Origin of the sequence: Lysinibacillus sp. CD3-6, from assembly GCF_006351725.2 — a bacterium.
In the GTDB taxonomy this organism is placed as follows: domain Bacteria; phylum Bacillota; class Bacilli; order Bacillales_A; family Planococcaceae; genus Lysinibacillus.
The window spans coordinates 595,618-613,990 of record NZ_CP085880.1; the positions used below are offsets into that span (position 1 = coordinate 595,618).

The window sequence follows — 18,373 nt, forward strand, 5'->3', positions numbered from 1 at the left end:
AAAATGACAGGTTCATTAGGTTTATTAGCAGCAGCAATCGCAATCGGTTTAGGTGCACTTGGTGCAGGTATTGGTAACGGTCTTATCGTATCAAAAACAGTTGAAGGTATCGCTCGCCAACCAGAAGCTCGTGGCGTTCTTCAAACTACTATGTTCATCGGGGTTGCATTAGTTGAAGCATTACCGATCATCGCAGTAGTAGTAGCATTCATCGTAATGAACAAATAATTCAGTTGTATACTGAATTTTACTAGTGGCGAAGCAGGATTCTCCAGATGAAACTTCGCCCTTCATTTTGGAACTGATAAAAGCTATGTGCAAATATAGCTTTTTAAAATAGGTAAGTTTTTAAGTATTACAAACTAATATGTTGAAGTTAAAGCTCTTGAAGGGAGTGAAACAATCGTGTTTTTAGACAATCTTGTACTAGGTGCAGGTGGAGGATTTAATGGTGGAGATATCGTCTCAACATTAGTCATCTTCTTAGTATTAATGCTTCTACTTAAAAAGTTCGCTTGGGGCCCATTAATGGGCATTATGCAACAACGTGAAGAATTAGTAGCTAGTGAGATCGAAGCAGCTGAAAAAGCTCGTAAAGATTCGCACAAATTTTTAGAAGAACAAAAAAGTCTTCTTAAAGAAGCTCGTACGGAAGCACAATCGATTGTTGAGGGTGCTAAGAAGCAAGGCGAAATGCAAAAAGAAGAAATTCTTACAGCAGCTCGCAATGAAGCTAACCGCTTAAAAGAATCGGCTTTACGTGAAATCGAGTCTGAAAAAGAAAAGGCTATCGCAGCTGTACGTGATGAAGTCGTTTCATTATCTGTACTTGCAGCATCTAAAGTCCTTAGCAAAGAGATTTCTGAGGCAGACAACCGTGCTCTAATTGAAGAGACGATTGCGAAGGCAGGGGAAGCTCAATGAGTAATTCAACTGTAGCAAAGCGTTACGCTCAAGCTCTATTTGAAATTGCGCAACAAAAAAATATTCTTGCAGAAGTTGGGGCAGACTTAAACGAGTTAACAAAAGTTGTTACACAATCTCCAGATTTTTTAACACTTTTAAACGCGCCTAAGTTCTCTATCGAACGCAAGAAACAAATGGTAGCTGAAATCTTTGCAAGTGCAACGCCAGAAGTTTTACACACAGTTCAACTACTTGTAGAGAAAAAACGTGTAAACGAAGTGAAGCTAATTGCAAACGCATATGCTGAGCTTGCTGCACAGGCACAAGGTTCTGCAGATGCAACTGTATTCTCAACTCGTGAACTTTCTGCTGAAGAAAGCGCTAAAATTTCTGCGGCATTCTCTAAACTTGTTGGGAAACAATCATTAAACATTACAAACGAAATCGATCCTTCATTAATAGGTGGTATTCGTGTTCAAATCGGTAACCATATTTATGATAGCTCAGTAGTGAATAAACTTGAGCGTCTAAAACGTGAATTAATCGGTTAATAATTTAGAAATGTGAGAGGTGACATACATGGGCATCAAGGCTGAAGAAATCAGCAGTCTGATTAAACAACAGATTGAGAATTATGAATCTGAACTTAAAGTAAGCGAAGTTGGTACAGTTATCCGTATTGGTGACGGTATCGCTCTTGCTCATGGCCTCGACAACGCCATGGCTGGAGAGCTTCTAGAGTTCTCTAACGGTGTTATGGGTATGGCTCAAAACCTAGAAGAAGGTAACGTTGGTATCGTTATCTTAGGTCCATACACAGACATCAAAGAAGGCGATGAAGTTCGTCGTACAGGTCGTATTATGGAAGTACCAGTTGGTGAAGAACTAATTGGCCGTGTTGTAAACCCACTAGGTCAACCAGTGGATGGACAAGGTCCAATCAACACAACTAAATCTCGTCCAATCGAAAGCCCAGCTTTCGGTGTAATGGCTCGTAAATCAGTACACGAACCACTACAAACTGGTATCAAAGCGATTGACGCACTTGTACCAATCGGTCGTGGTCAACGTGAGTTAATCATTGGTGACCGCCAAGTTGGTAAAACATCTGTAGCAATCGATACAATCCTTAACCAAAATGACCAAAACATGATCTGTATCTATGTTGCAATTGGTCAAAAAGAATCTACTGTACGTGGTGTAGTAGAAACTTTCCGTAAACATGGCGCTTTAGATTACACAATCGTTGTGACAGCATCAGCTTCTCAACCAGCTCCATTATTATTCTTAGCACCATTCGCTGGTGTATCTATGGCAGAGGAATTCATGTTACAAGGTAAACACGTATTAATCGTGTATGATGATCTTTCTAAACAAGCATCAGCTTACCGTGAACTTTCACTTCTTCTACGCCGTCCTCCAGGCCGTGAAGCTTACCCTGGTGACGTTTTCTACTTACACAGCCGCTTATTAGAACGTGCTGCGAAGTTAAATGAAACATATCAAAATGGTTCAATCACAGCTCTTCCATTCGTTGAGACACAAGCTGGGGATATCTCTGCATACATCCCAACTAACGTTATCTCAATCACTGATGGACAAATTTTCTTACAATCTGACTTATTCAACTCAGGTGTACGTCCAGCGATTAACGCCGGTCTTTCTGTATCACGTGTAGGTGGATCTGCTCAAATTAAAGCGATGAAAAAAGTTGCGGGTACACTACGTCTTGACTTAGCTGCATTCCGTGAGCTTGAATCTTTCGCTCAATTCGGTTCAGATTTAGATAAAATCACACTTGCTAAACTTGAGCGTGGTAAACGTACGGTTGAAGTTCTTAAACAAGACCTAAACAAACCACTTAAAGTTGAAAAACAAGTTGCAATCCTTTATGCATTAACTAAAGGTCACTTAGATGATATTCCAGTTCAAGATATCGTTCGTTTTGAATCTGAATTCTTAAGCTGGTTAGATACAAACCACACAAACGTTTTAGATCATGTTCGTACTACTAAAGAACTTGCTCCTGACGCGGAATACGTAGCAGCTTTAACTGCATTCAAAAAAACTTTCGCTAAATCAGAATAAGTAAGAAAAATAGTCGCTTGATTAAAAAACAAAAGGTGGTGAAATACCAGTGGTAAACTTACGCGAAATAAAAGGTCGTATTAATTCAACAAAGAGTACGAAACAAATTACGAAAGCGATGCAGATGGTTTCTTCTTCAAAGTTACGTCGTGCAGAGCAAAACGCTAAAGCTTACGTTCCTTACATGGAAAAAATTCAGGACGTAGTAGGCGCTATCGCTTCAGGTACAAAAGACAGTGGACATCCAATGTTAACTGCACGTCCTGTTAAGAAAACAGCTTACTTAGTCATTGGTTCTGACCGTGGTCTTGCAGGTGCTTACAACTCAAGTATCCTTCGTCAAGTGCAACGTACAATCAACGAGCGTCATAAATCAAAAGACGAATACGTTGTGTTAGCAGTAGGTCGTGTTGTTCGTGATTACTTTGTGAAACGTGATCATAATGTTATTAGCAGTGTAGTTGCTCTTCCTGACCAACCGTCATTTGCTGATATTAAAGAAATCGCTCGTAATGCTGTTGGTATGTTCATTGACGGTACGTATGATGAACTTTATATGTACTACAATCACTTTGTTAGCGCTATCGCTAACGAAGTGACAGAGAAAAAACTTCTTCCATTAACTGATATTGCAACTGTAAGCAGTAAAGCTTCTTATGAATTCGAGCCATCTGGTGAAGCAATTCTTGAAGTATTACTTCCACAATATGCGGAAAGCCTAGTTTACGGCGCATTATTAGATGGAAAAGCAAGTGAACATGCTTCTCGTATGACTGCTATGAAAAATGCAACTGATAACGCATCTGATCTTATCGGAGATCTTTCATTGCAATATAACCGTGCACGTCAAGCAGCAATTACACAAGAAATTACAGAAATCGTTGGTGGGGCTGCAGCCTTAGAATAGGCTCAGCTCACCAATGTCGTATAAGAATACGATAGGAGGGTACACAGTAATGAATAAAGGACATGTTATTCAAGTAATGGGTCCAGTTGTTGACGTAAAATTCGACAATGGCCAATTACCAGCAATCTATAACTCATTAACAGTTAAGATTGAACGTCCTAATGAAGAACCAACAACTCTTGCATTAGAAGTTGCACTTCATTTAGGTGATGATTCTGTTCGTACAATTGCAATGTCATCTACTGATGGCTTACAACGTGGAGCAGAAGTAACAGACTCAGGAAAAGCTATCTCAGTACCAGTTGGTGAAGTGACTCTTGGTCGTGTATTCAACGTATTAGGAGAAGTAATCGACTTAGGTGAAGAAATTCCAGCTGATGCTCGTCGTGATTCAATTCACCGCGAAGCACCAACTTTCGATGAGCTTTCAACTTCAGTTGAAATCCTTGAAACAGGTATCAAAGTAGTAGACTTATTAGCACCATATATTAAAGGTGGTAAAATCGGTCTATTCGGTGGTGCAGGTGTAGGTAAAACTGTATTAATCCAAGAATTAATCAACAACATCGCACAAGAGCACTCAGGTATCTCTGTATTCGCTGGTGTAGGTGAGCGTACTCGTGAAGGGAACGACTTATTCTTCGAGATGAGCGATTCAGGCGTTATCAAGCAAACAGCGATGGTATTCGGTCAAATGAACGAGCCACCAGGCGCACGTATGCGTGTAGCTTTAACTGGTCTTACAATGGCAGAATACTTCCGTGATGAGCAAGGTGCAGACGTACTTTTATTCATCGACAATATCTTCCGTTTCACACAAGCAGGTTCAGAGGTTTCTGCCCTATTAGGTCGTATGCCTTCTGCGGTAGGTTACCAACCAACACTTGCTACTGAAATGGGTAAATTACAAGAACGTATCACATCTACTAACAAAGGATCTGTAACTTCTATTCAAGCGATCTATGTACCAGCCGATGACTATACTGACCCGGCTCCAGCTACAACTTTCGCCCACTTAGATGCAACTACTAACCTTGAGCGTAAATTATCTGAAATGGGTATCTACCCTGCGGTTGACCCATTAGCTTCGACTTCTCGTGCATTATCACCAGAAATCGTAGGCGCTGAGCACTACGCAGTAGCAACTGGCGTACAACGTACAATCCAACGTTACCGTGAATTACAAGATATCATTGCTATCTTAGGTATGGATGAGTTATCTGATGAAGATAAACAAACAGTTGAACGTGCTCGTCGTATTCAATTCTTCTTATCTCAAAACTTCCACGTTGCGGAACAATTCACTGGTCAAAAAGGTTCTTACGTTCCTGTTAAAGAAACGGTTCGTTCATTCAAGGAAATCCTTGATGGTAAACACGATCACCTACCAGAAGATGCTTTCCGTTTAGTTGGTTCTATTGAAGAAGTAGTTGAAAAAGCGAAAAGCATGGGCGTAGAGGTTTAATACTAGGGACGAGGAGGAAAAAATATGAAGACAGTTACAGTCAATATTGTCACTCCCGACGGCCCAGTATACGATTCTGAAGTATCAATGGTAATCGCGAAAACAACTTCTGGTGAGATTGGTGTTCTTGCTGGCCATATTCCAATGGTTGCTCCACTTGCAATTGGTGCAGTGAAGCTGAAAAAAGAAGACGGTTCTACTGAAGTTGTAGCTGTAAGCGGTGGTTTCATTGAAGTTCGTCCAGAAAAGATCTCAATTTTAGCACCTTCTGCTGAAATTGCTGAAGATATCGATGTTCAACGTGCTAAAGAAGCCGTTAAACGTGCTGAAGGACGAATTCAAAGCAAACAAGATAACATTGATTTCAAACGTGCTGACCTAGCATTAAAACGTGCGTTGAATCGTATCAACGTTCATGAGGGTAATATCTAATTCAATTTTTAACGGGCAGATTCAATATCTGCCCGTTTTTTAAATGGAGGAACACGATGTGGAAATTTATGAAGCAGTAGGGCAAGAAGCTTTAATGGGAATTCTATCGCATCTATTTTTTATTGCTATCACATTTTACGCTTTGCAAGCCTTCATGTTAGAAAAACTATTTAAGAAAAATAAAGTATTTCAAATACAGTTGATCTATATTTTGTTAAGCATTGCGATAGGCACAGCAGTTTCTAATTTCTTTCTTCAAATTTCAAGCTGGTCTGGAAAACTTCCGTACTTATTTTAAATTTAGCGAGATAAACATAATACGTAGACGGAAGCATAACTTTATAGGTACATATTTCGAAGGGCTCCATAAGATAACTTATGTGGTCCTTTGAAATATGTACAAAAGAGGTTTAGCAATCCATATAAACGGATATATTTTAGTCACGAACTTTCATTATGTATAAGAGAATTACATTTTTTACCGTGTTATTGGTCATTCACAAAAAAAAAAATAATGCGTACAATAAATAAATAGCAAAATATCAATAAATGCATTAAAATAGTGATTTGGACGCTTGAACGAGCGTGTGAAAAGTTGTACTATAAAGTTGTTTGTTTACTGATTATGACATTATACATCTTTTTTTAAAATAAATTTTCGATAGGTTAAGAGATTGAATTCGGAGGGACGTAGGGTGGATAAAATTATAGTGACTGGCGGCCAAAAGCTACAGGGAAAAGTTCGTGTAGAGGGCGCAAAAAATGCAGTGTTACCAATCCTGGCAGCAGCTTTACTTGCTTCAAAAGGAGAAAATGTAATTAAAGAAGTCCCTAATTTAGCAGATGTTTATACCATAAATGAAGTACTAAAAAGTCTAAACGCTGATGTTACATATATACCAGAAGACAATATTGTATATATAGACGCAACAAAGGATCTTTCAAGTGAAGCTCAATTTGAATTTGTTAGTAAAATGCGTGCATCAATTTTAGTAATGGGCTCTTTACTTGCTCGTAATGGCTTTGCACGTGTAGCTTTACCGGGTGGTTGTGCAATCGGTTCACGTCCAATAGAATTACATTTAAAAGGCTTTGAGGCAATGGGTGCAAAAATTTCATTTGGGCACGGGTATGTGGAAGCGAAGGTAGAGGGTCGTTTACAAGGTGCGAATGTGTATTTAGATTTCCCAAGTGTTGGAGCTACAGAAAATATTATGACAGCAGCATCTCTAGCAAAAGGAACGACTGTTATTGAAAATGCAGCAAAAGAACCTGAAATCGTAGATCTTGCTAACTTCATTAATAGTATGGGAGGCCGTGTTATTGGTGCAGGTACGAATACGATTCGTATAGAAGGTGTCGACACATTATATGGAATTGAACATCACATTATACCAGACCGTATAGAGGCAGGTACATTTATGGTAGCTGCTGCGATAACAAAAGGTGATGTAACGATAGAAAATGCTGTGCCTGAGCATATGACGGCTCTAATAGCCAAAATGCGTGAAATGGGCGTAGAAATTACAGAGCTAGATGAAGGTATACGCGTACATGTACCAAGTACATTAAAAGCTGTAGACATTAAAACAATGCCACATCCAGGATTCCCAACGGATATGCAATCACAAATGATGGCATTAATGTTAACTGCAGAAGGTACGAGTATTATTACCGAAACTGTTTTTGAAAACCGTTTTATGCACGTAGAAGAGTTTCGTCGCATGAATGCAGGCGCAAAAATAGAAGGCCGCTCTGTCTTTATCGAAGGACCTGTAGACTTACAGGGAGCTGAGGTAATGGCTACAGATTTACGAGCTGCCGCTGCATTAATTTTAGCTGGTCTTGTATCAGAAGGTATTACGAGAGTTACAAAGCTTCATCACTTAGATCGTGGTTATGTAGATTTCCATGGGAAATTAGCGTCACTTGGCGCTAATATTGAACGTGTAACAACGATGGAAGTTGTACAAAAAGAAAAGGCATCTTTGGAATTACCAACAAACTAACGCTAATGAAATCTCTTTGCTTATGATAAGCAAAGAGATTTTTTGTTGTTAAATCGAAATCTACTCTTTAAAACAAGATAATGAGACTTTTACGTTTAGTAGAACACTCATATATTAAAGAAATCTCGCATATTATTCCTTATGAAAAAATGGATAATGAGTATTGCTGTTATTTGTTTAATTGGCACATTATATATGCTGCCTTTAGCATTCAGTGAGAGACGAACAGAAGACAATGTTAAAGCTCCACAAACGACGGAAAAAGCCTGTGAAATATTCATAGAAGTGGAGGGACAACAAGAAAGAATTCCTTTAGAAACGTATATAGTGGGTGTAGTTGCAGCTGAAATGCCTGTTTCTTTCCATAAGGAAGCTTTAAAAGCACAAGCAATTGCTGCAAGGACATATGCTCTGAAAACGACAAATTACGGCAAGAATGCCATTGCACCTACTGTTGCAAGGCAAGTTTTCTATAATAAGGAACAAAGAAAAGCAAATTGGACTAGCAATTTCCCGGGAAATGAAAAGAAAATTGTCGAAGCTATTACAGAAACTCAAGGACAAGTTCTTCTATATGATAATGAATTAATCACGGCAATGTTTCACTCAACGAGCAATGGAAAAACAGAGAGTGCTTATGGCTACAGTGGTAACGACTTGCCATATTTACAAAGCGTCGCAAGTATATCCGATCAAACTTCTCCAAAGTTTGCAACAATAGAAGAATGGACATTAGCCGAATGGAATGCCTTATGGTCGATTAAATGGCAGGCGGCAGATTTTAATCGTATTCAAGTGTTCCTTAATGATTCAGGACGTGTAGAGCGGCTACAAATGGGGAACAACGTGTGGTCTGGGAGAGAGGTTCGAACACTCTTACAATTACCGTCGACTGATTTTAAGATTACCTATAGTAAGGACACAGGAAAAGTTCAAGTAGCAACGAAAGGATATGGTCACGGAGTCGGTATGAGTCAATATGGTGCAAATGCGATGGCGACCGAAGGAAAGACCGCCTCAGAAATTTTACACTATTATTATCAACAAGTTGAGATAAAAAAAATAGATGCATGTTTAAAATAGCTTTTAGTTGTTCACACTGCAACTAGAGGTGATGAAAATGAGAGAGGATAAAAATAGTAAAACTTCTCAAAATGAAAAAGGACAATTGCAGAAAAAACCTTGGTTTTGGCCGGTAGTATACGGTGGAGGTGCGTTAGTGTTAGCAGGTTTGTTATTTGGTTACAATAGTCTCGTATCAAAAGAAGAGGCGCCATTACCAGATCTAGCACAAGTTGACCCAGGTCCAGTAGTTGAAACAAATGCACGAACAGAAACAATGAAGTATCCATTCAAAGAAGCAGACTTTAGTAAAGTACAAGTTTCACAGGAATTTTATGAAGTAGAAGCCAATGAAGAGTCGCGTGAAAATGCACTAATGGTATTCAATCAAACTTTTACAACTTCATCAGGCATTTCTCTTTCTATGAATGGAGAGGAATTCGAAGTAGTTGCTGCGTTGAGTGGTAAAGTACTAGAAGTAAAACTAGATGCGTTCACAGGCAATAAAATCGTTATTGAACATGCAAATGGTTTGCAAACAAATTACAGCTCTGTGAAGGACATTGTCGTTAAAGAAGGCGATGAAGTTGCACAAGGTCAGGCACTTGGTAAAGCGACTGACAATGAGTGGAATCAAGCAGCTGGCGTTCACATGCATTTTGAAGTTCTAGAAAACGGGAAATATATCAATCCTAAAAAATTACTAGCATTTTAAAAAAATCAGCATTTTAACGAGAAAGTGCAAAACGTGTTCTGAATAGCTTTGTCCCCACATAAGGTGAAGAAATGCGCAGACGTGCATCTGATGCCAAAGCCATTTTGTGAAATTGTGTGGAAAGGACGAAGAACGTGCACGAGCACATTCGGAAGCGCTGCATACGCCTCGGTGAACTACTGATTGAGACGCGTGAAACTGTGCGTGTCCTCGCGAAAATGACAGGTTACTCAAAAAGTACGGTGCATAAAGATTTAACAGAGCGATTACCAACAATTCATGAAGGATTAGCTGATCAAGTGAAAGAGATTCTCGCCTACCATAAAGCCGTACGTCATATTCGTGGAGGAGAGGCAACGAAAAACAAGTGGAAAGAAAGAGCGAGTCAAGAATGATTCGTTCTTTTTTTGTACTTTGCTACTTGTGTACATATAATTGTAGGAAAACAAGCGGATTAACTAAATTTAGGTGAAATTACCAATGGGGTGTGATAAAATATTCTAGATAAATAGACAATAGGAACGTTATGTAGTTTGAACTGGCGGGAAGGAGAATTTTAAAAATGTTTTCGAAGGATATAGGCATTGACTTAGGAACTGCGAACGTATTGATTCACGTAAAAGGTAAAGGAATCGTCCTTAATGAACCTTCAGTGGTAGCAATAGATAAAAAGACAAACAAAGTTTTAGCTGTAGGAGAAGAAGCTCGTCAAATGGTGGGGCGTACGCCTGGTAATATAACTGCAATTCGACCATTACGTGATGGAGTAATTGCAGATTTTGATGTTACTGAAGCGATGCTTAGACATTTCATCAATAAATTAAATTTAAAAGGATTTTTATCTAAACCACGTATTTTAATTTGCTGCCCAACAAATATTACTAGTGTAGAGCAAAAAGCTATTCGCGAAGCCGCCGAAAAATCTGGTGGTAAAAAAGTATATTTAGAGGAAGAACCAAAAGTTGCGGCAATCGGTGCAGGAATGGATATTTTCCAACCAAGTGGCAATATGGTAGTTGATATCGGTGGTGGAACTACAGATATTGCAGTACTTTCAATGGGTGACATTGTAACAAGTGAGTCTATTAAGGTAGCGGGCGACGTTTTTGATAATGATATTTTGCAATATATTAAAAAGGAATATAAATTGCTAATCGGTGAGCGTACAGCAGAAGCAATCAAAATAACAATCGGTACTGTATTTAAAGGTGGACGTAACGATTCAATGGATATTCGTGGTCGAGATATGGTAACAGGCTTACCTCGTACTATTACGATTCATTCTGAAGAAATCGAGCGTGCATTACATGAATCGGTAGCAATGATCGTACAATCAGCTAAAAACGTGTTGGAAAAAACACCGCCTGAGCTGTCAGCGGATATTATTGATCGCGGTGTAATTATTACTGGTGGTGGCGCATTGCTACACGGTATGGACCAACTATTAATCGAAGAATTAAAAGTACCAGTCTTTATTGCTGAATACCCTATGGACTGTGTGGCAATTGGCACTGGTATTATGCTAGAAAATATTGACCGTGTTCCAGCATCCCTATAAAAATACAATGAGGTGATTCCTTTGTTCAAAGGGTTTTATACAGTAGCAACAGGTATGATAGCACAACAAAGACGAACAGAATTACTGACAAACAACCTATCAAACGCAAATACGCCTGGATATAAAGCTGATCAATCCACAATTCGTTCATTTCCAGATATGCTAATGTCGAGCGTAGGTAAAACAAATGCACCTGCCAATCAGCAAGCAGGCTCGCAGTATATGAGCCAAGTTGGTGCGTTAAATACAGGAATTTATATGCAAGAAACATTGCCAAATTACATACAAGGTCAAATCTATAGTACGGATTTAACAACAGATATGGCCCTAATTGATGGATACTTACCGCAAAATGAAGATGGTGTTACTGGCTCAATTTTCTTCCGTTTAGCACATCCAGACGGTGGAGAAGCCTATACGCGTAACGGGAATTTTACATTAGATGGTCAAGGCTATTTAGTAAATGCGCAAGGACTTTACGTATTATCAGAAACTGGACAACGCATCCAGCTACCAAATGATGATTTCCGTCTGGATCAAGACGGCACTATTTTTGTAAACAACCAGCAAGTAGCACGTGTAGGTGTATCATTTGCTGCCAATCCGAACATGCTAGTCAAACAAGACAATGGCTTAATTCGTACAGAAAATGGAGCGGCTTTACCTACTGCTTACGGCGCAAATGGCGTATCGTTTACATTAGGTCAAAATTATTTAGAACGCTCTAACGTAGATTCTGGTCGCACAATGACAGACTTAATGACAGCGTATCGAGCTTTTGAAGCAAACCAAAAAGTGTTGCAGGCTTATGATCGTAGTATGGAAAAGGCTGTTAACGAAATCGGCAAACTATAATTAGGCGAACAGGAGGCGTATTCTCATGCTACGAACAATGATTACCGCAACGAATACAATGGGCCAATTGCAAAATAAACTAGATACAATTAGTAATAACATTGCTAACAGTGGTACACATGGCTATAAAGCACAACAAGCTACGTTCAATGAACTCATGTACCAGCAATTTAATAATGATACAAAGGATCCTACAGCGCGCCAATCACCAGTAGGTATACGCTACGGCTCTGGCGCAATGCTTGGCCAAATTCAAACAAATCATAAGCAAGGTTCCCTTCAAACAACAGACCGTGACCTTGATTTAGCTTTTACGAAGCCAAAACAATATTTCAACATTTTAATGCCAGATGGTGAAAATGGTACGAAAACAGTGTATACTCGTCAAGGTGACTTTTATTTATCACCTTTAAATAATGGGACGGTAATGCTTGTTAATACAGATGGCTATCCAGTAGCTGATGCAAATGGACAGCCTATAACATTACCTGATAATGTAAAAGGATTTGCTGTTCGCGATGGAGGCTCGTTAGAAGCAACATATCCGAATGGAGATATTATTCGTACGGATCTCGCTGTAACGGAATTCCAAAAGCCACAGCTAATGGAGCATGTATCTGGCACATATTTAGGCTTACCGAATAACTTAGCGGAGCTAGGATTTGCACAAGCTGAAGTTGTAACAGATTTACAAGGCGCAAATCGTCAGCAAATCGGCATGCAAAATGGTACACTCGAATTATCGAATGTAAACTTGTCGAAGGAAATGACAGATTTAATTGAAACGCAACGTGCTTATCAATTTAATGCAAGAGCCGTAACACTAGCTGACCAAATGCTAGGGCTAATTAATGGCATTAGATAGGTACATGTTTGAGTAAGTAATGAAGGGGTACAATATCTATGACAAACGATTCACGTCGACGTTCTGTGCCGACACAAGAAACCGATACGCCACCAGAAGAAAAGGGACGTCGCTCAAATGGAGAGCAACGCGAGGTTCGATGGGTGCAAATACGGCTGATTCCGATTTGGTTACGTGTTGTACTTGTTCTTGTTTTAATCATTGTGGCTGCTATTTTAGGTACGATGGTTGGCTACAGTGTGATTGGTCAAGGAAAAGCAATGGATGTCTTTAATTTAGAAACATGGCGGCATATATTTGACATAATGAATGGTAAAGAATAATAATATTCTTTACCATACTTTGTGTTTCACATAAAAAGGTTTAATACTGTAACTGTACTTCAAATGCGCGCTATTGGATGAAGACAACGGCGAATTGTGTTTGAGACGCTCATTCTGTTGGCCAAGCTAGCTCGTTGCTTGCTAAATCGAGTGGACTCAGGATTGGACGTTCGGTACATATTTTATGTAAAAAACCAACTTACATACTCAAGAGGGGGAAAAGAAATGTTAACAGCAGAACAAATTCAAGCAATTTTACCACACCGTTATCCTTTTTTATTCGTAGATCGTATTGTGGAATTAGAGGAAGGCAAGCGTGCGGTAGGTTTCAAAAATGTCTCAATTAACGAAGATTTCTTTAATGGACATTTTCCAGGATATCCAGTGATGCCAGGTGTTTTAATTGTTGAGGCATTGGCACAAGTTGGTGGGGTAGCTTTATTAAAGTCTGAACAATATCAAGGACGTTTAGTGTTTTTAACGGGCATTGATAATGCACGTTTTAAGCGTCAAGTAGTACCAGGCGATCAGCTTAAATTAGAAGTGGAATTCATTAAATTGCGCGGTTCAATGGGTAAAGGACACGGAATTGCGACTGTTGATGGGGAGCTTGTTTGTGAGGCAGATATTTTATTTGCAATAGGGCCAGAGCAACCAAAACAACCTTAATTTGCAATTATAGGCTAAAAGTTATAAAATAATCTTGTCGAATAGTGTTCTTATTATTAATTTTTTTTGACAGAAATTAGTATAGTTTTAATAATACGATGGAATTGTATTGAAATACATGAGATTTTAGGTTTTTTAAAAAGTAGGAGGATTATATAGATGTATAAGGAATTGTCTTCAGGTGTTAAAATTAGCATTACGCGTTCGATTTCAACATCTTTTGAATCATACTTAGCAAGTATTGGTTGGGAAGAAGAACGCTTTTCTATGGAAGACTTCATTGCTAGCTGGCAGTCTTATTTTCAGGAAAATGCCGCTTGGATCGAAAAAATCCCAGCCGATGTTTTGATGAGTACTGAATTCCATGAAGAAATGGCACAAAAAATCGATGAAGTAATTGCAAAAATTTTAAATGAAGAACCAACTGCTAAGCAGATCGAAACAATCGATGCTTTACAAAAAGAGCTAGGGACAAACTATACCTATAACTGTAAAGCAGAAGCAGCTTATATTGAGCAGTTGCTAAAAGAAAAACAAAAATAGTTTGTACAAAAATCGGATAGTTCCCTCCTTTCTCGGGCAATCTATGTAGGATCACAAATGCACAAGTTGTATTTGCTGACATAGTACTCAAGAGAGGAGGTTTTTTAATATGTGGAAAATGTCTTTTTTAACCATTATTCTTGCTACAGTATTCCTTGGAGGTTGTAACTGGGGTAACAATGCAGCGAATGAAACCCCAATGGAAGACGTGAAGAACGACGTTCGAGAAGGTGTTAACGATGTGGAAGATGTTGTAGATCCAAATCGAAATCATGATGTCTATGATCGTGATGTAAACAACAACACTCGTGGCACAGTGAACGACGGTACAGTAAATGATGGCACAGTAAATGAAAGCACTGTAATGCCTGAAGCAACAACACCTGGCTCAAATGCGGATGTAAATGGCTCAAATGGCTATGATAACGTTCCAAATGCAAACGGTGTTGATAGAAACAACAATACTGTCAACGAACGTAATACTATGACTACTCCATAAATACAAAAAGTGATTCCGTCAAACGGAATCACTTTTTTTATCGAAGCAGGGGTGTGATTCCGCGGAGCAGAGGTAGGATTCCGCGAAGCAGATGTGAGGGTAGGATTCCCGCGAAGCAAGGGTGTGATTCCGCGGAGCAGGGGTGTGATTCCGCGGAGCAGAGGTGTGATTCCGCGGAGCAGAGGCGAGGGTGTGATTCCGCGGAGCAATAGTATGATTCCACGGAGCAAAGGTAGAATTCCGCGGAGCAAAGGTAGAATTCCGCGGAGCAGAGGTAGAATTCCGCGGAGCAGAGGTAGGATTCCACGAAGCAGGGGTAGGATTCCGCGAAGCAGAGGAGAGATTCCGCGGAGCAGAGGTAGAATTCCGCGGAGCAGAGGTAGAATTCCGCGGAGCAGAGGTAGGATTCCGCGGAGCAGAGGTAGGATTCCGCGGAGCAGAGGTGAGATTCCGCGGAGCAGAGGTATAATTCCGCGGAGCAGGGGTGAGATTCCGCGGAGCAGAGGTAGGATTCCGCGGAGCAGAGGTAGAATTCCGCGGAGCAGAGGTAGAATTCCGCGAAGCAGGGGTAGGATTCCGCGAAGCAGGGCCGTGATTCTGCGGAGCAGAGGTAGGATTCCGCGAAGCAGAGGTAGGATTCCGCGGAGCAGATGTGAGGGTAGGATTCCCGCGAAGCAAGGGTGTGATTCCGCGGAGCAGGGGCGAGGGTGTGATTCCGCGGAGCAATAGTATGATTCCGCGGAGCAGAGGTGAGAATCCGCGAAGCAGATGTGAGGGTAGGATTCCCGCGAAGCAAGGGTGAGATTCCGCGAAGCAGAGGTAGGATTCCGCGGAGCAGAGGAAGGATTCCGCGGAGCAGGGGTAGGATTCCGCGAAGCAGATGTGAGGGTAGGATTCCCGCGAAGCAGGGCCGTGATTCCGCGGAACAGGGGTAGGATTCCGCGAAGCAGAGGTGAGATTCCGCGGAACAGGGGTAGGATTCCGCGAAGCAGAGGTGTGATTCCGCGGAGCAGAGGAGAGATTCCGCGAAGCAGGGGTAGGATTCCGCGGAGCAGGGGTAGGATTCCGCGGAGCAGAGGAGAGATTCCGCGAAGCAGGGGTAGGATTCCGCGGAGCAGAGGTAGAATTCCGCTATGTATGAAGTACACCTCAAAAAAATCTTATGCGGACCTCCGCATAAGATTTGGTCAAAAGAATTGCTTCATATATTTTGTTAAATTATCTGGGAGATGGTAGACGCGATTTTTAGTTGTACCAATGCTAGGGAAATGAAATTTTCGCAACAAGCGATTTGCTGCATCACTCGATTCAATCCTAAAGAATGTACGCAATTGACTATTGGTTATAGTCCGACTCACAAGCAATTGATAATCTTGTAGCGCCTCTGCAAAAATCTCTACGCTATTATGTCGACATACTGAACATTTCCAAATGCCTCGATAATACAACATTTGATTTTTATAGTTGCATTTTGGACAAAGTACTCCGTGACGGAAGCGCGAAGAATCTATACGGGTCAATAACTTTTGGGGTTGATGTTGAGCACGAATGAGCTGCACAAAACGGGTTAGTTGCTCATCCGTTAATATGGGTTTGGTGTATTTTTTTAATAGACTTTGAATATGACTCTGGAGTCCGGATACATGGAAAATAGGAACAGTATTCGGATGGTTTACAATGATTGCGGAAGGATTAGAAAAAATAACAGCACCTTCAATAGGGAGAGAATAATTTTTAGAAATAATTTTAATAAATCGAATATGACGTTGAATTTGAGTAATAGCATTTGGAAAGCCTTCTACTGTTCCATCAGGTTTTGTTCGTGTACATTGATATGTAGTACCATCAAAGTCTAGCTTTCCGTTAATATTCTTAATTTCCACAACTAATATGAAATGCTTGCAAATAAAGAGTGTATCAAGTTGATGAAAGTGATTGGCTGTATTTGCAAGCAATAAATTATGCAATACGAAAAAAGTATTTGGATATACTATCTCATCCCATTCTTTATCGACTCTTAGTTCACCAGCAAAACCAGCATCAAGCCTTCGAAATTGTTCCATAAAGTAGCCTGCCTCAGGATCTTGCTCCCGAAGTCGTCTTAATAAAGCTTCGAGCCATAATAATTTTAACGGCTTTTCTCGGATGACAGTATTCATGTAATTCACCCCTTTTTACACCATATTTTATCCAAAAACGAAAACTTGTCCAGCAAAAAAACGATACGTTAAACAACGTATCGCTACATAAAATTAATCATTTTTTAGTTTTGGTCGTTCTTTCATACCTTTTGAGAAGCGGTCTAGTAACTCTACTTGTGAAACACCCTCTGTTAGGAGATCGGCTAGTAATTGTTCCGCGTATTTTGAACGCTTAATTTTTAAAGTACCTTTTAAAAGCACAGAGATATGTTCACCAATTTCCTGCACAGTATGAACGACAACCCGAAATGGCGCTGGTTCATTGTCGGGGAATGAAATAACTGCTCGCACATTAAATACTGTTGCATTCGCTAATAACTCATCAAAAATTGGTCGATATTGCCGATCGATAAACAGTTCAAGAATCCAAGATTGATGGCTGTTTTCCTGGTTAATAATAATGCCATCGACTAAAGGAAATGTTTGTATGCCCTCTTGAGTGACAAGGTCAAAGGAAAGCATTTTAAATGTTTTCATTATGTATCCTCCTAAGTCGGTCATTCATTTTAGTATAACATAATCAATTACAGCTTGTTGTTGTTGAGACTGTTCCGTTACTACTTCATTAAATATGCAAAATTTAATTTTTAAGGAATACACACTTTCACCTACGGCCACCAAGTTTCTACTCTGAAAAAATTCCAACAAATAAAAAATAAAATGGTGAAAAATAAATTTTCAGTTTGAATATTGCTCCAAAAATTTATAATCGACTTTTGCCAATGGGGATTGCCATCTTGTAAGATGAGAGCAATTAAAAGCAAAGGAGGTGAATGGATGAATCAAGTCGGACTGGTTGGAAGATTAACAAAGGATCCTGTGTTACGACAACTATCAAGAAATCGCGTGCAATCTCATTTTTCACTCGCCATTAATCGCAATTACAAAAACAGCCGTGGGGAAGTGGAAACTGACTTTATACTTTGTACAGTATGGGGAAAGCTGGCAGAGCATATCGTTAGATTTTGCGGAAAAGGCTCACTAATTGGGATCAATGGGCGAATTCAGTCCAGATCATTTATGAATGAAGAAAGCACAAAAATTTATATAACTGAGGTAGTTGTTGAGGATGTCCGCTTTTATAGGCTGAAGCCACCAGATAGTAAAGCGTGTGCAGTACCGCCATCGTCATCCGTCGATCAGGAGATTCTGAACGATTTTGTGTTGCCAGAAAAAGAGTTGCAATTACCAGTAGTATAACCGACTAATGCAATACATACGGAGCAATGCTAAAACATTTTTTATTCGCCATTCTCCTATAAAAATGCTAAGCATG

At 39.9% G+C, this 18,373-nt stretch carries 22 protein-coding genes; 20 read left to right on the forward strand and 2 right to left on the reverse strand.

The genetic code is table 11. The features are described 5' to 3' along the window. Positions 1-3: 3 nt before the first annotated feature. The 19 genes from atpE to FH508_RS02835 all read left to right on the forward strand — a co-directional run bounded on the left by atpE (position 4) and on the right by FH508_RS02835 (position 14,896). Positions 4-228 carry a F0F1 ATP synthase subunit C gene (atpE, locus tag FH508_RS02745; RefSeq protein WP_004269474.1) on the forward strand — a complete coding sequence of 75 codons (225 nt, stop codon included), beginning with the start codon at positions 4-6 and terminating at the stop codon, positions 226-228. A gap of 177 nt (positions 229-405) precedes the next feature. Further along, positions 406-924 (forward strand): F0F1 ATP synthase subunit B, encoded by a 519-nt coding sequence (gene atpF, locus FH508_RS02750; RefSeq protein ID WP_024362902.1) that lies wholly within the window; start codon positions 406-408, stop codon positions 922-924. Next, positions 921-1,457 carry a F0F1 ATP synthase subunit delta gene (locus tag FH508_RS02755; protein ID WP_173478607.1) on the forward strand — a complete coding sequence of 179 codons (537 nt, stop codon included), beginning with the start codon at positions 921-923 and terminating at the stop codon, positions 1,455-1,457. Before atpF ends, FH508_RS02755 begins: the two co-directional genes overlap by 4 nt. A gap of 28 nt (positions 1,458-1,485) precedes the next feature. Beyond that, positions 1,486-2,994: a F0F1 ATP synthase subunit alpha gene (atpA, locus tag FH508_RS02760; protein ID WP_173478606.1), complete on the forward strand. Its 1,509-nt coding sequence runs from the start codon at positions 1,486-1,488 to the stop codon at positions 2,992-2,994. A 49-nt stretch (positions 2,995-3,043) separates the two neighbouring features. Beyond that, positions 3,044-3,901 carry an ATP synthase F1 subunit gamma gene (gene atpG, locus FH508_RS02765; protein ID WP_173478605.1) on the forward strand — a complete coding sequence of 286 codons (858 nt, stop codon included), beginning with the start codon at positions 3,044-3,046 and terminating at the stop codon, positions 3,899-3,901. Positions 3,902-3,950: 49 nt separating this feature from the next. Beyond that, on the forward strand, positions 3,951-5,366 hold the full coding sequence (atpD, locus tag FH508_RS02770; protein WP_173478604.1) for a F0F1 ATP synthase subunit beta: 1,416 nt from the start codon (positions 3,951-3,953) through the stop codon (positions 5,364-5,366). A gap of 24 nt (positions 5,367-5,390) precedes the next feature. Then, complete coding sequence (locus FH508_RS02775; protein WP_173478603.1) at positions 5,391-5,798, forward strand: F0F1 ATP synthase subunit epsilon; 408 nt, start codon at positions 5,391-5,393, stop codon at positions 5,796-5,798. Positions 5,799-5,856: 58 nt separating this feature from the next. After that, a complete protein-coding gene (locus FH508_RS02780; protein ID WP_173478602.1) occupies positions 5,857-6,096 on the forward strand; it encodes a DUF1146 family protein in 240 nt (79 codons plus the stop codon). Positions 6,097-6,493: 397 nt separating this feature from the next. Further along, on the forward strand, positions 6,494-7,807 hold the full coding sequence (murA, locus tag FH508_RS02785; protein ID WP_173478601.1) for a UDP-N-acetylglucosamine 1-carboxyvinyltransferase: 1,314 nt from the start codon (positions 6,494-6,496) through the stop codon (positions 7,805-7,807). 141 nt (positions 7,808-7,948) lie between these two features. Next, on the forward strand, positions 7,949-8,890 hold the full coding sequence (gene spoIID / locus FH508_RS02790; protein ID WP_173478600.1) for a stage II sporulation protein D: 942 nt from the start codon (positions 7,949-7,951) through the stop codon (positions 8,888-8,890). A 37-nt stretch (positions 8,891-8,927) separates the two neighbouring features. Continuing rightward, positions 8,928-9,584, forward strand: a complete 657-nt coding sequence (locus FH508_RS02795; RefSeq protein WP_173478599.1) for a M23 family metallopeptidase — start codon at positions 8,928-8,930, stop codon at positions 9,582-9,584. A gap of 134 nt (positions 9,585-9,718) precedes the next feature. After that, entirely contained in the window at positions 9,719-9,979 is a 261-nt protein-coding gene (locus tag FH508_RS02800) for a sporulation transcriptional regulator SpoIIID (protein ID WP_004269485.1), read from the forward strand. Between the two features lie 167 nt (positions 9,980-10,146). Further along, a complete protein-coding gene (locus tag FH508_RS02805) occupies positions 10,147-11,142 on the forward strand; it encodes a rod shape-determining protein (RefSeq protein WP_173478598.1) in 996 nt (331 codons plus the stop codon). Between the two features lie 21 nt (positions 11,143-11,163). Next, positions 11,164-11,997: a flagellar hook-basal body protein gene (locus tag FH508_RS02810; RefSeq protein ID WP_173478597.1), complete on the forward strand. Its 834-nt coding sequence runs from the start codon at positions 11,164-11,166 to the stop codon at positions 11,995-11,997. Between the two features lie 25 nt (positions 11,998-12,022). After that, a complete protein-coding gene (locus FH508_RS02815) occupies positions 12,023-12,862 on the forward strand; it encodes a flagellar hook-basal body protein (RefSeq protein ID WP_173478596.1) in 840 nt (279 codons plus the stop codon). 38 nt (positions 12,863-12,900) lie between these two features. After that, positions 12,901-13,185 (forward strand): DNA-directed RNA polymerase subunit beta, encoded by a 285-nt coding sequence (locus tag FH508_RS02820; protein WP_173478595.1) that lies wholly within the window; start codon positions 12,901-12,903, stop codon positions 13,183-13,185. 225 nt (positions 13,186-13,410) lie between these two features. Then, on the forward strand, positions 13,411-13,854 hold the full coding sequence (gene fabZ, locus FH508_RS02825; RefSeq protein ID WP_173478594.1) for a 3-hydroxyacyl-ACP dehydratase FabZ: 444 nt from the start codon (positions 13,411-13,413) through the stop codon (positions 13,852-13,854). Positions 13,855-14,013: 159 nt separating this feature from the next. Then, positions 14,014-14,397: a hypothetical protein gene (locus FH508_RS02830; protein WP_173478593.1), complete on the forward strand. Its 384-nt coding sequence runs from the start codon at positions 14,014-14,016 to the stop codon at positions 14,395-14,397. Between the two features lie 109 nt (positions 14,398-14,506). Next, positions 14,507-14,896 (forward strand): hypothetical protein, encoded by a 390-nt coding sequence (locus FH508_RS02835; RefSeq protein WP_173478592.1) that lies wholly within the window; start codon positions 14,507-14,509, stop codon positions 14,894-14,896. 1,187 nt (positions 14,897-16,083) lie between these two features. Here FH508_RS02835 and FH508_RS02840 read toward each other — a convergent pair. Further along, entirely contained in the window at positions 16,084-17,055 is a 972-nt protein-coding gene (locus tag FH508_RS02840) for a nuclease-related domain-containing protein (RefSeq protein ID WP_173478591.1), read from the reverse strand. Between the two features lie 93 nt (positions 17,056-17,148). Further along, the gene (locus FH508_RS02845; RefSeq protein WP_173478590.1) at positions 17,149-17,574 is read right to left on the reverse strand and encodes a YwpF family protein; all 426 of its coding nucleotides are present in this window, start codon (positions 17,572-17,574) and stop codon (positions 17,149-17,151) included. A 300-nt stretch (positions 17,575-17,874) separates the two neighbouring features. Between FH508_RS02845 and FH508_RS02850 the strand changes: the two genes are divergently transcribed. Beyond that, a complete protein-coding gene (locus FH508_RS02850; protein WP_139860761.1) occupies positions 17,875-18,297 on the forward strand; it encodes a single-stranded DNA-binding protein in 423 nt (140 codons plus the stop codon). Positions 18,298-18,373 lie beyond the last annotated feature (76 nt).

What these genes read in the sequence shown, in the direction of transcription:
- FH508_RS02830 (WP_173478593.1), top strand. Translation starts at nt 14,014, where the DNA reads ATGTATAAGGAATTGTCTTCAGGTGTTAAAATTAGCATTACGCGTTCG.
- spoIID (WP_173478600.1), top strand. Translation starts at nt 7,949, where the DNA reads ATGAAAAAATGGATAATGAGTATTGCTGTTATTTGTTTAATTGGCACA.
- fabZ (WP_173478594.1), top strand. Translation starts at nt 13,411, where the DNA reads ATGTTAACAGCAGAACAAATTCAAGCAATTTTACCACACCGTTATCCT.
- FH508_RS02835 (WP_173478592.1), top strand. Translation starts at nt 14,507, where the DNA reads ATGTGGAAAATGTCTTTTTTAACCATTATTCTTGCTACAGTATTCCTT.
- FH508_RS02755 (WP_173478607.1), top strand. Translation starts at nt 921, where the DNA reads ATGAGTAATTCAACTGTAGCAAAGCGTTACGCTCAAGCTCTATTTGAA.
- FH508_RS02805 (WP_173478598.1), top strand. Translation starts at nt 10,147, where the DNA reads ATGTTTTCGAAGGATATAGGCATTGACTTAGGAACTGCGAACGTATTG.
- FH508_RS02815 (WP_173478596.1), top strand. Translation starts at nt 12,023, where the DNA reads ATGCTACGAACAATGATTACCGCAACGAATACAATGGGCCAATTGCAA.
- FH508_RS02845 (WP_173478590.1), bottom strand. Translation starts at nt 17,574, where the DNA reads ATGAAAACATTTAAAATGCTTTCCTTTGACCTTGTCACTCAAGAGGGC.
- FH508_RS02840 (WP_173478591.1), bottom strand. Translation starts at nt 17,055, where the DNA reads ATGAATACTGTCATCCGAGAAAAGCCGTTAAAATTATTATGGCTCGAA.
- FH508_RS02795 (WP_173478599.1), top strand. Translation starts at nt 8,928, where the DNA reads ATGAGAGAGGATAAAAATAGTAAAACTTCTCAAAATGAAAAAGGACAA.
- FH508_RS02775 (WP_173478603.1), top strand. Translation starts at nt 5,391, where the DNA reads ATGAAGACAGTTACAGTCAATATTGTCACTCCCGACGGCCCAGTATAC.
- FH508_RS02850 (WP_139860761.1), top strand. Translation starts at nt 17,875, where the DNA reads ATGAATCAAGTCGGACTGGTTGGAAGATTAACAAAGGATCCTGTGTTA.
- FH508_RS02820 (WP_173478595.1), top strand. Translation starts at nt 12,901, where the DNA reads ATGACAAACGATTCACGTCGACGTTCTGTGCCGACACAAGAAACCGAT.
- atpA (WP_173478606.1), top strand. Translation starts at nt 1,486, where the DNA reads ATGGGCATCAAGGCTGAAGAAATCAGCAGTCTGATTAAACAACAGATT.
- atpE (WP_004269474.1), top strand. Translation starts at nt 4, where the DNA reads ATGACAGGTTCATTAGGTTTATTAGCAGCAGCAATCGCAATCGGTTTA.
- atpD (WP_173478604.1), top strand. Translation starts at nt 3,951, where the DNA reads ATGAATAAAGGACATGTTATTCAAGTAATGGGTCCAGTTGTTGACGTA.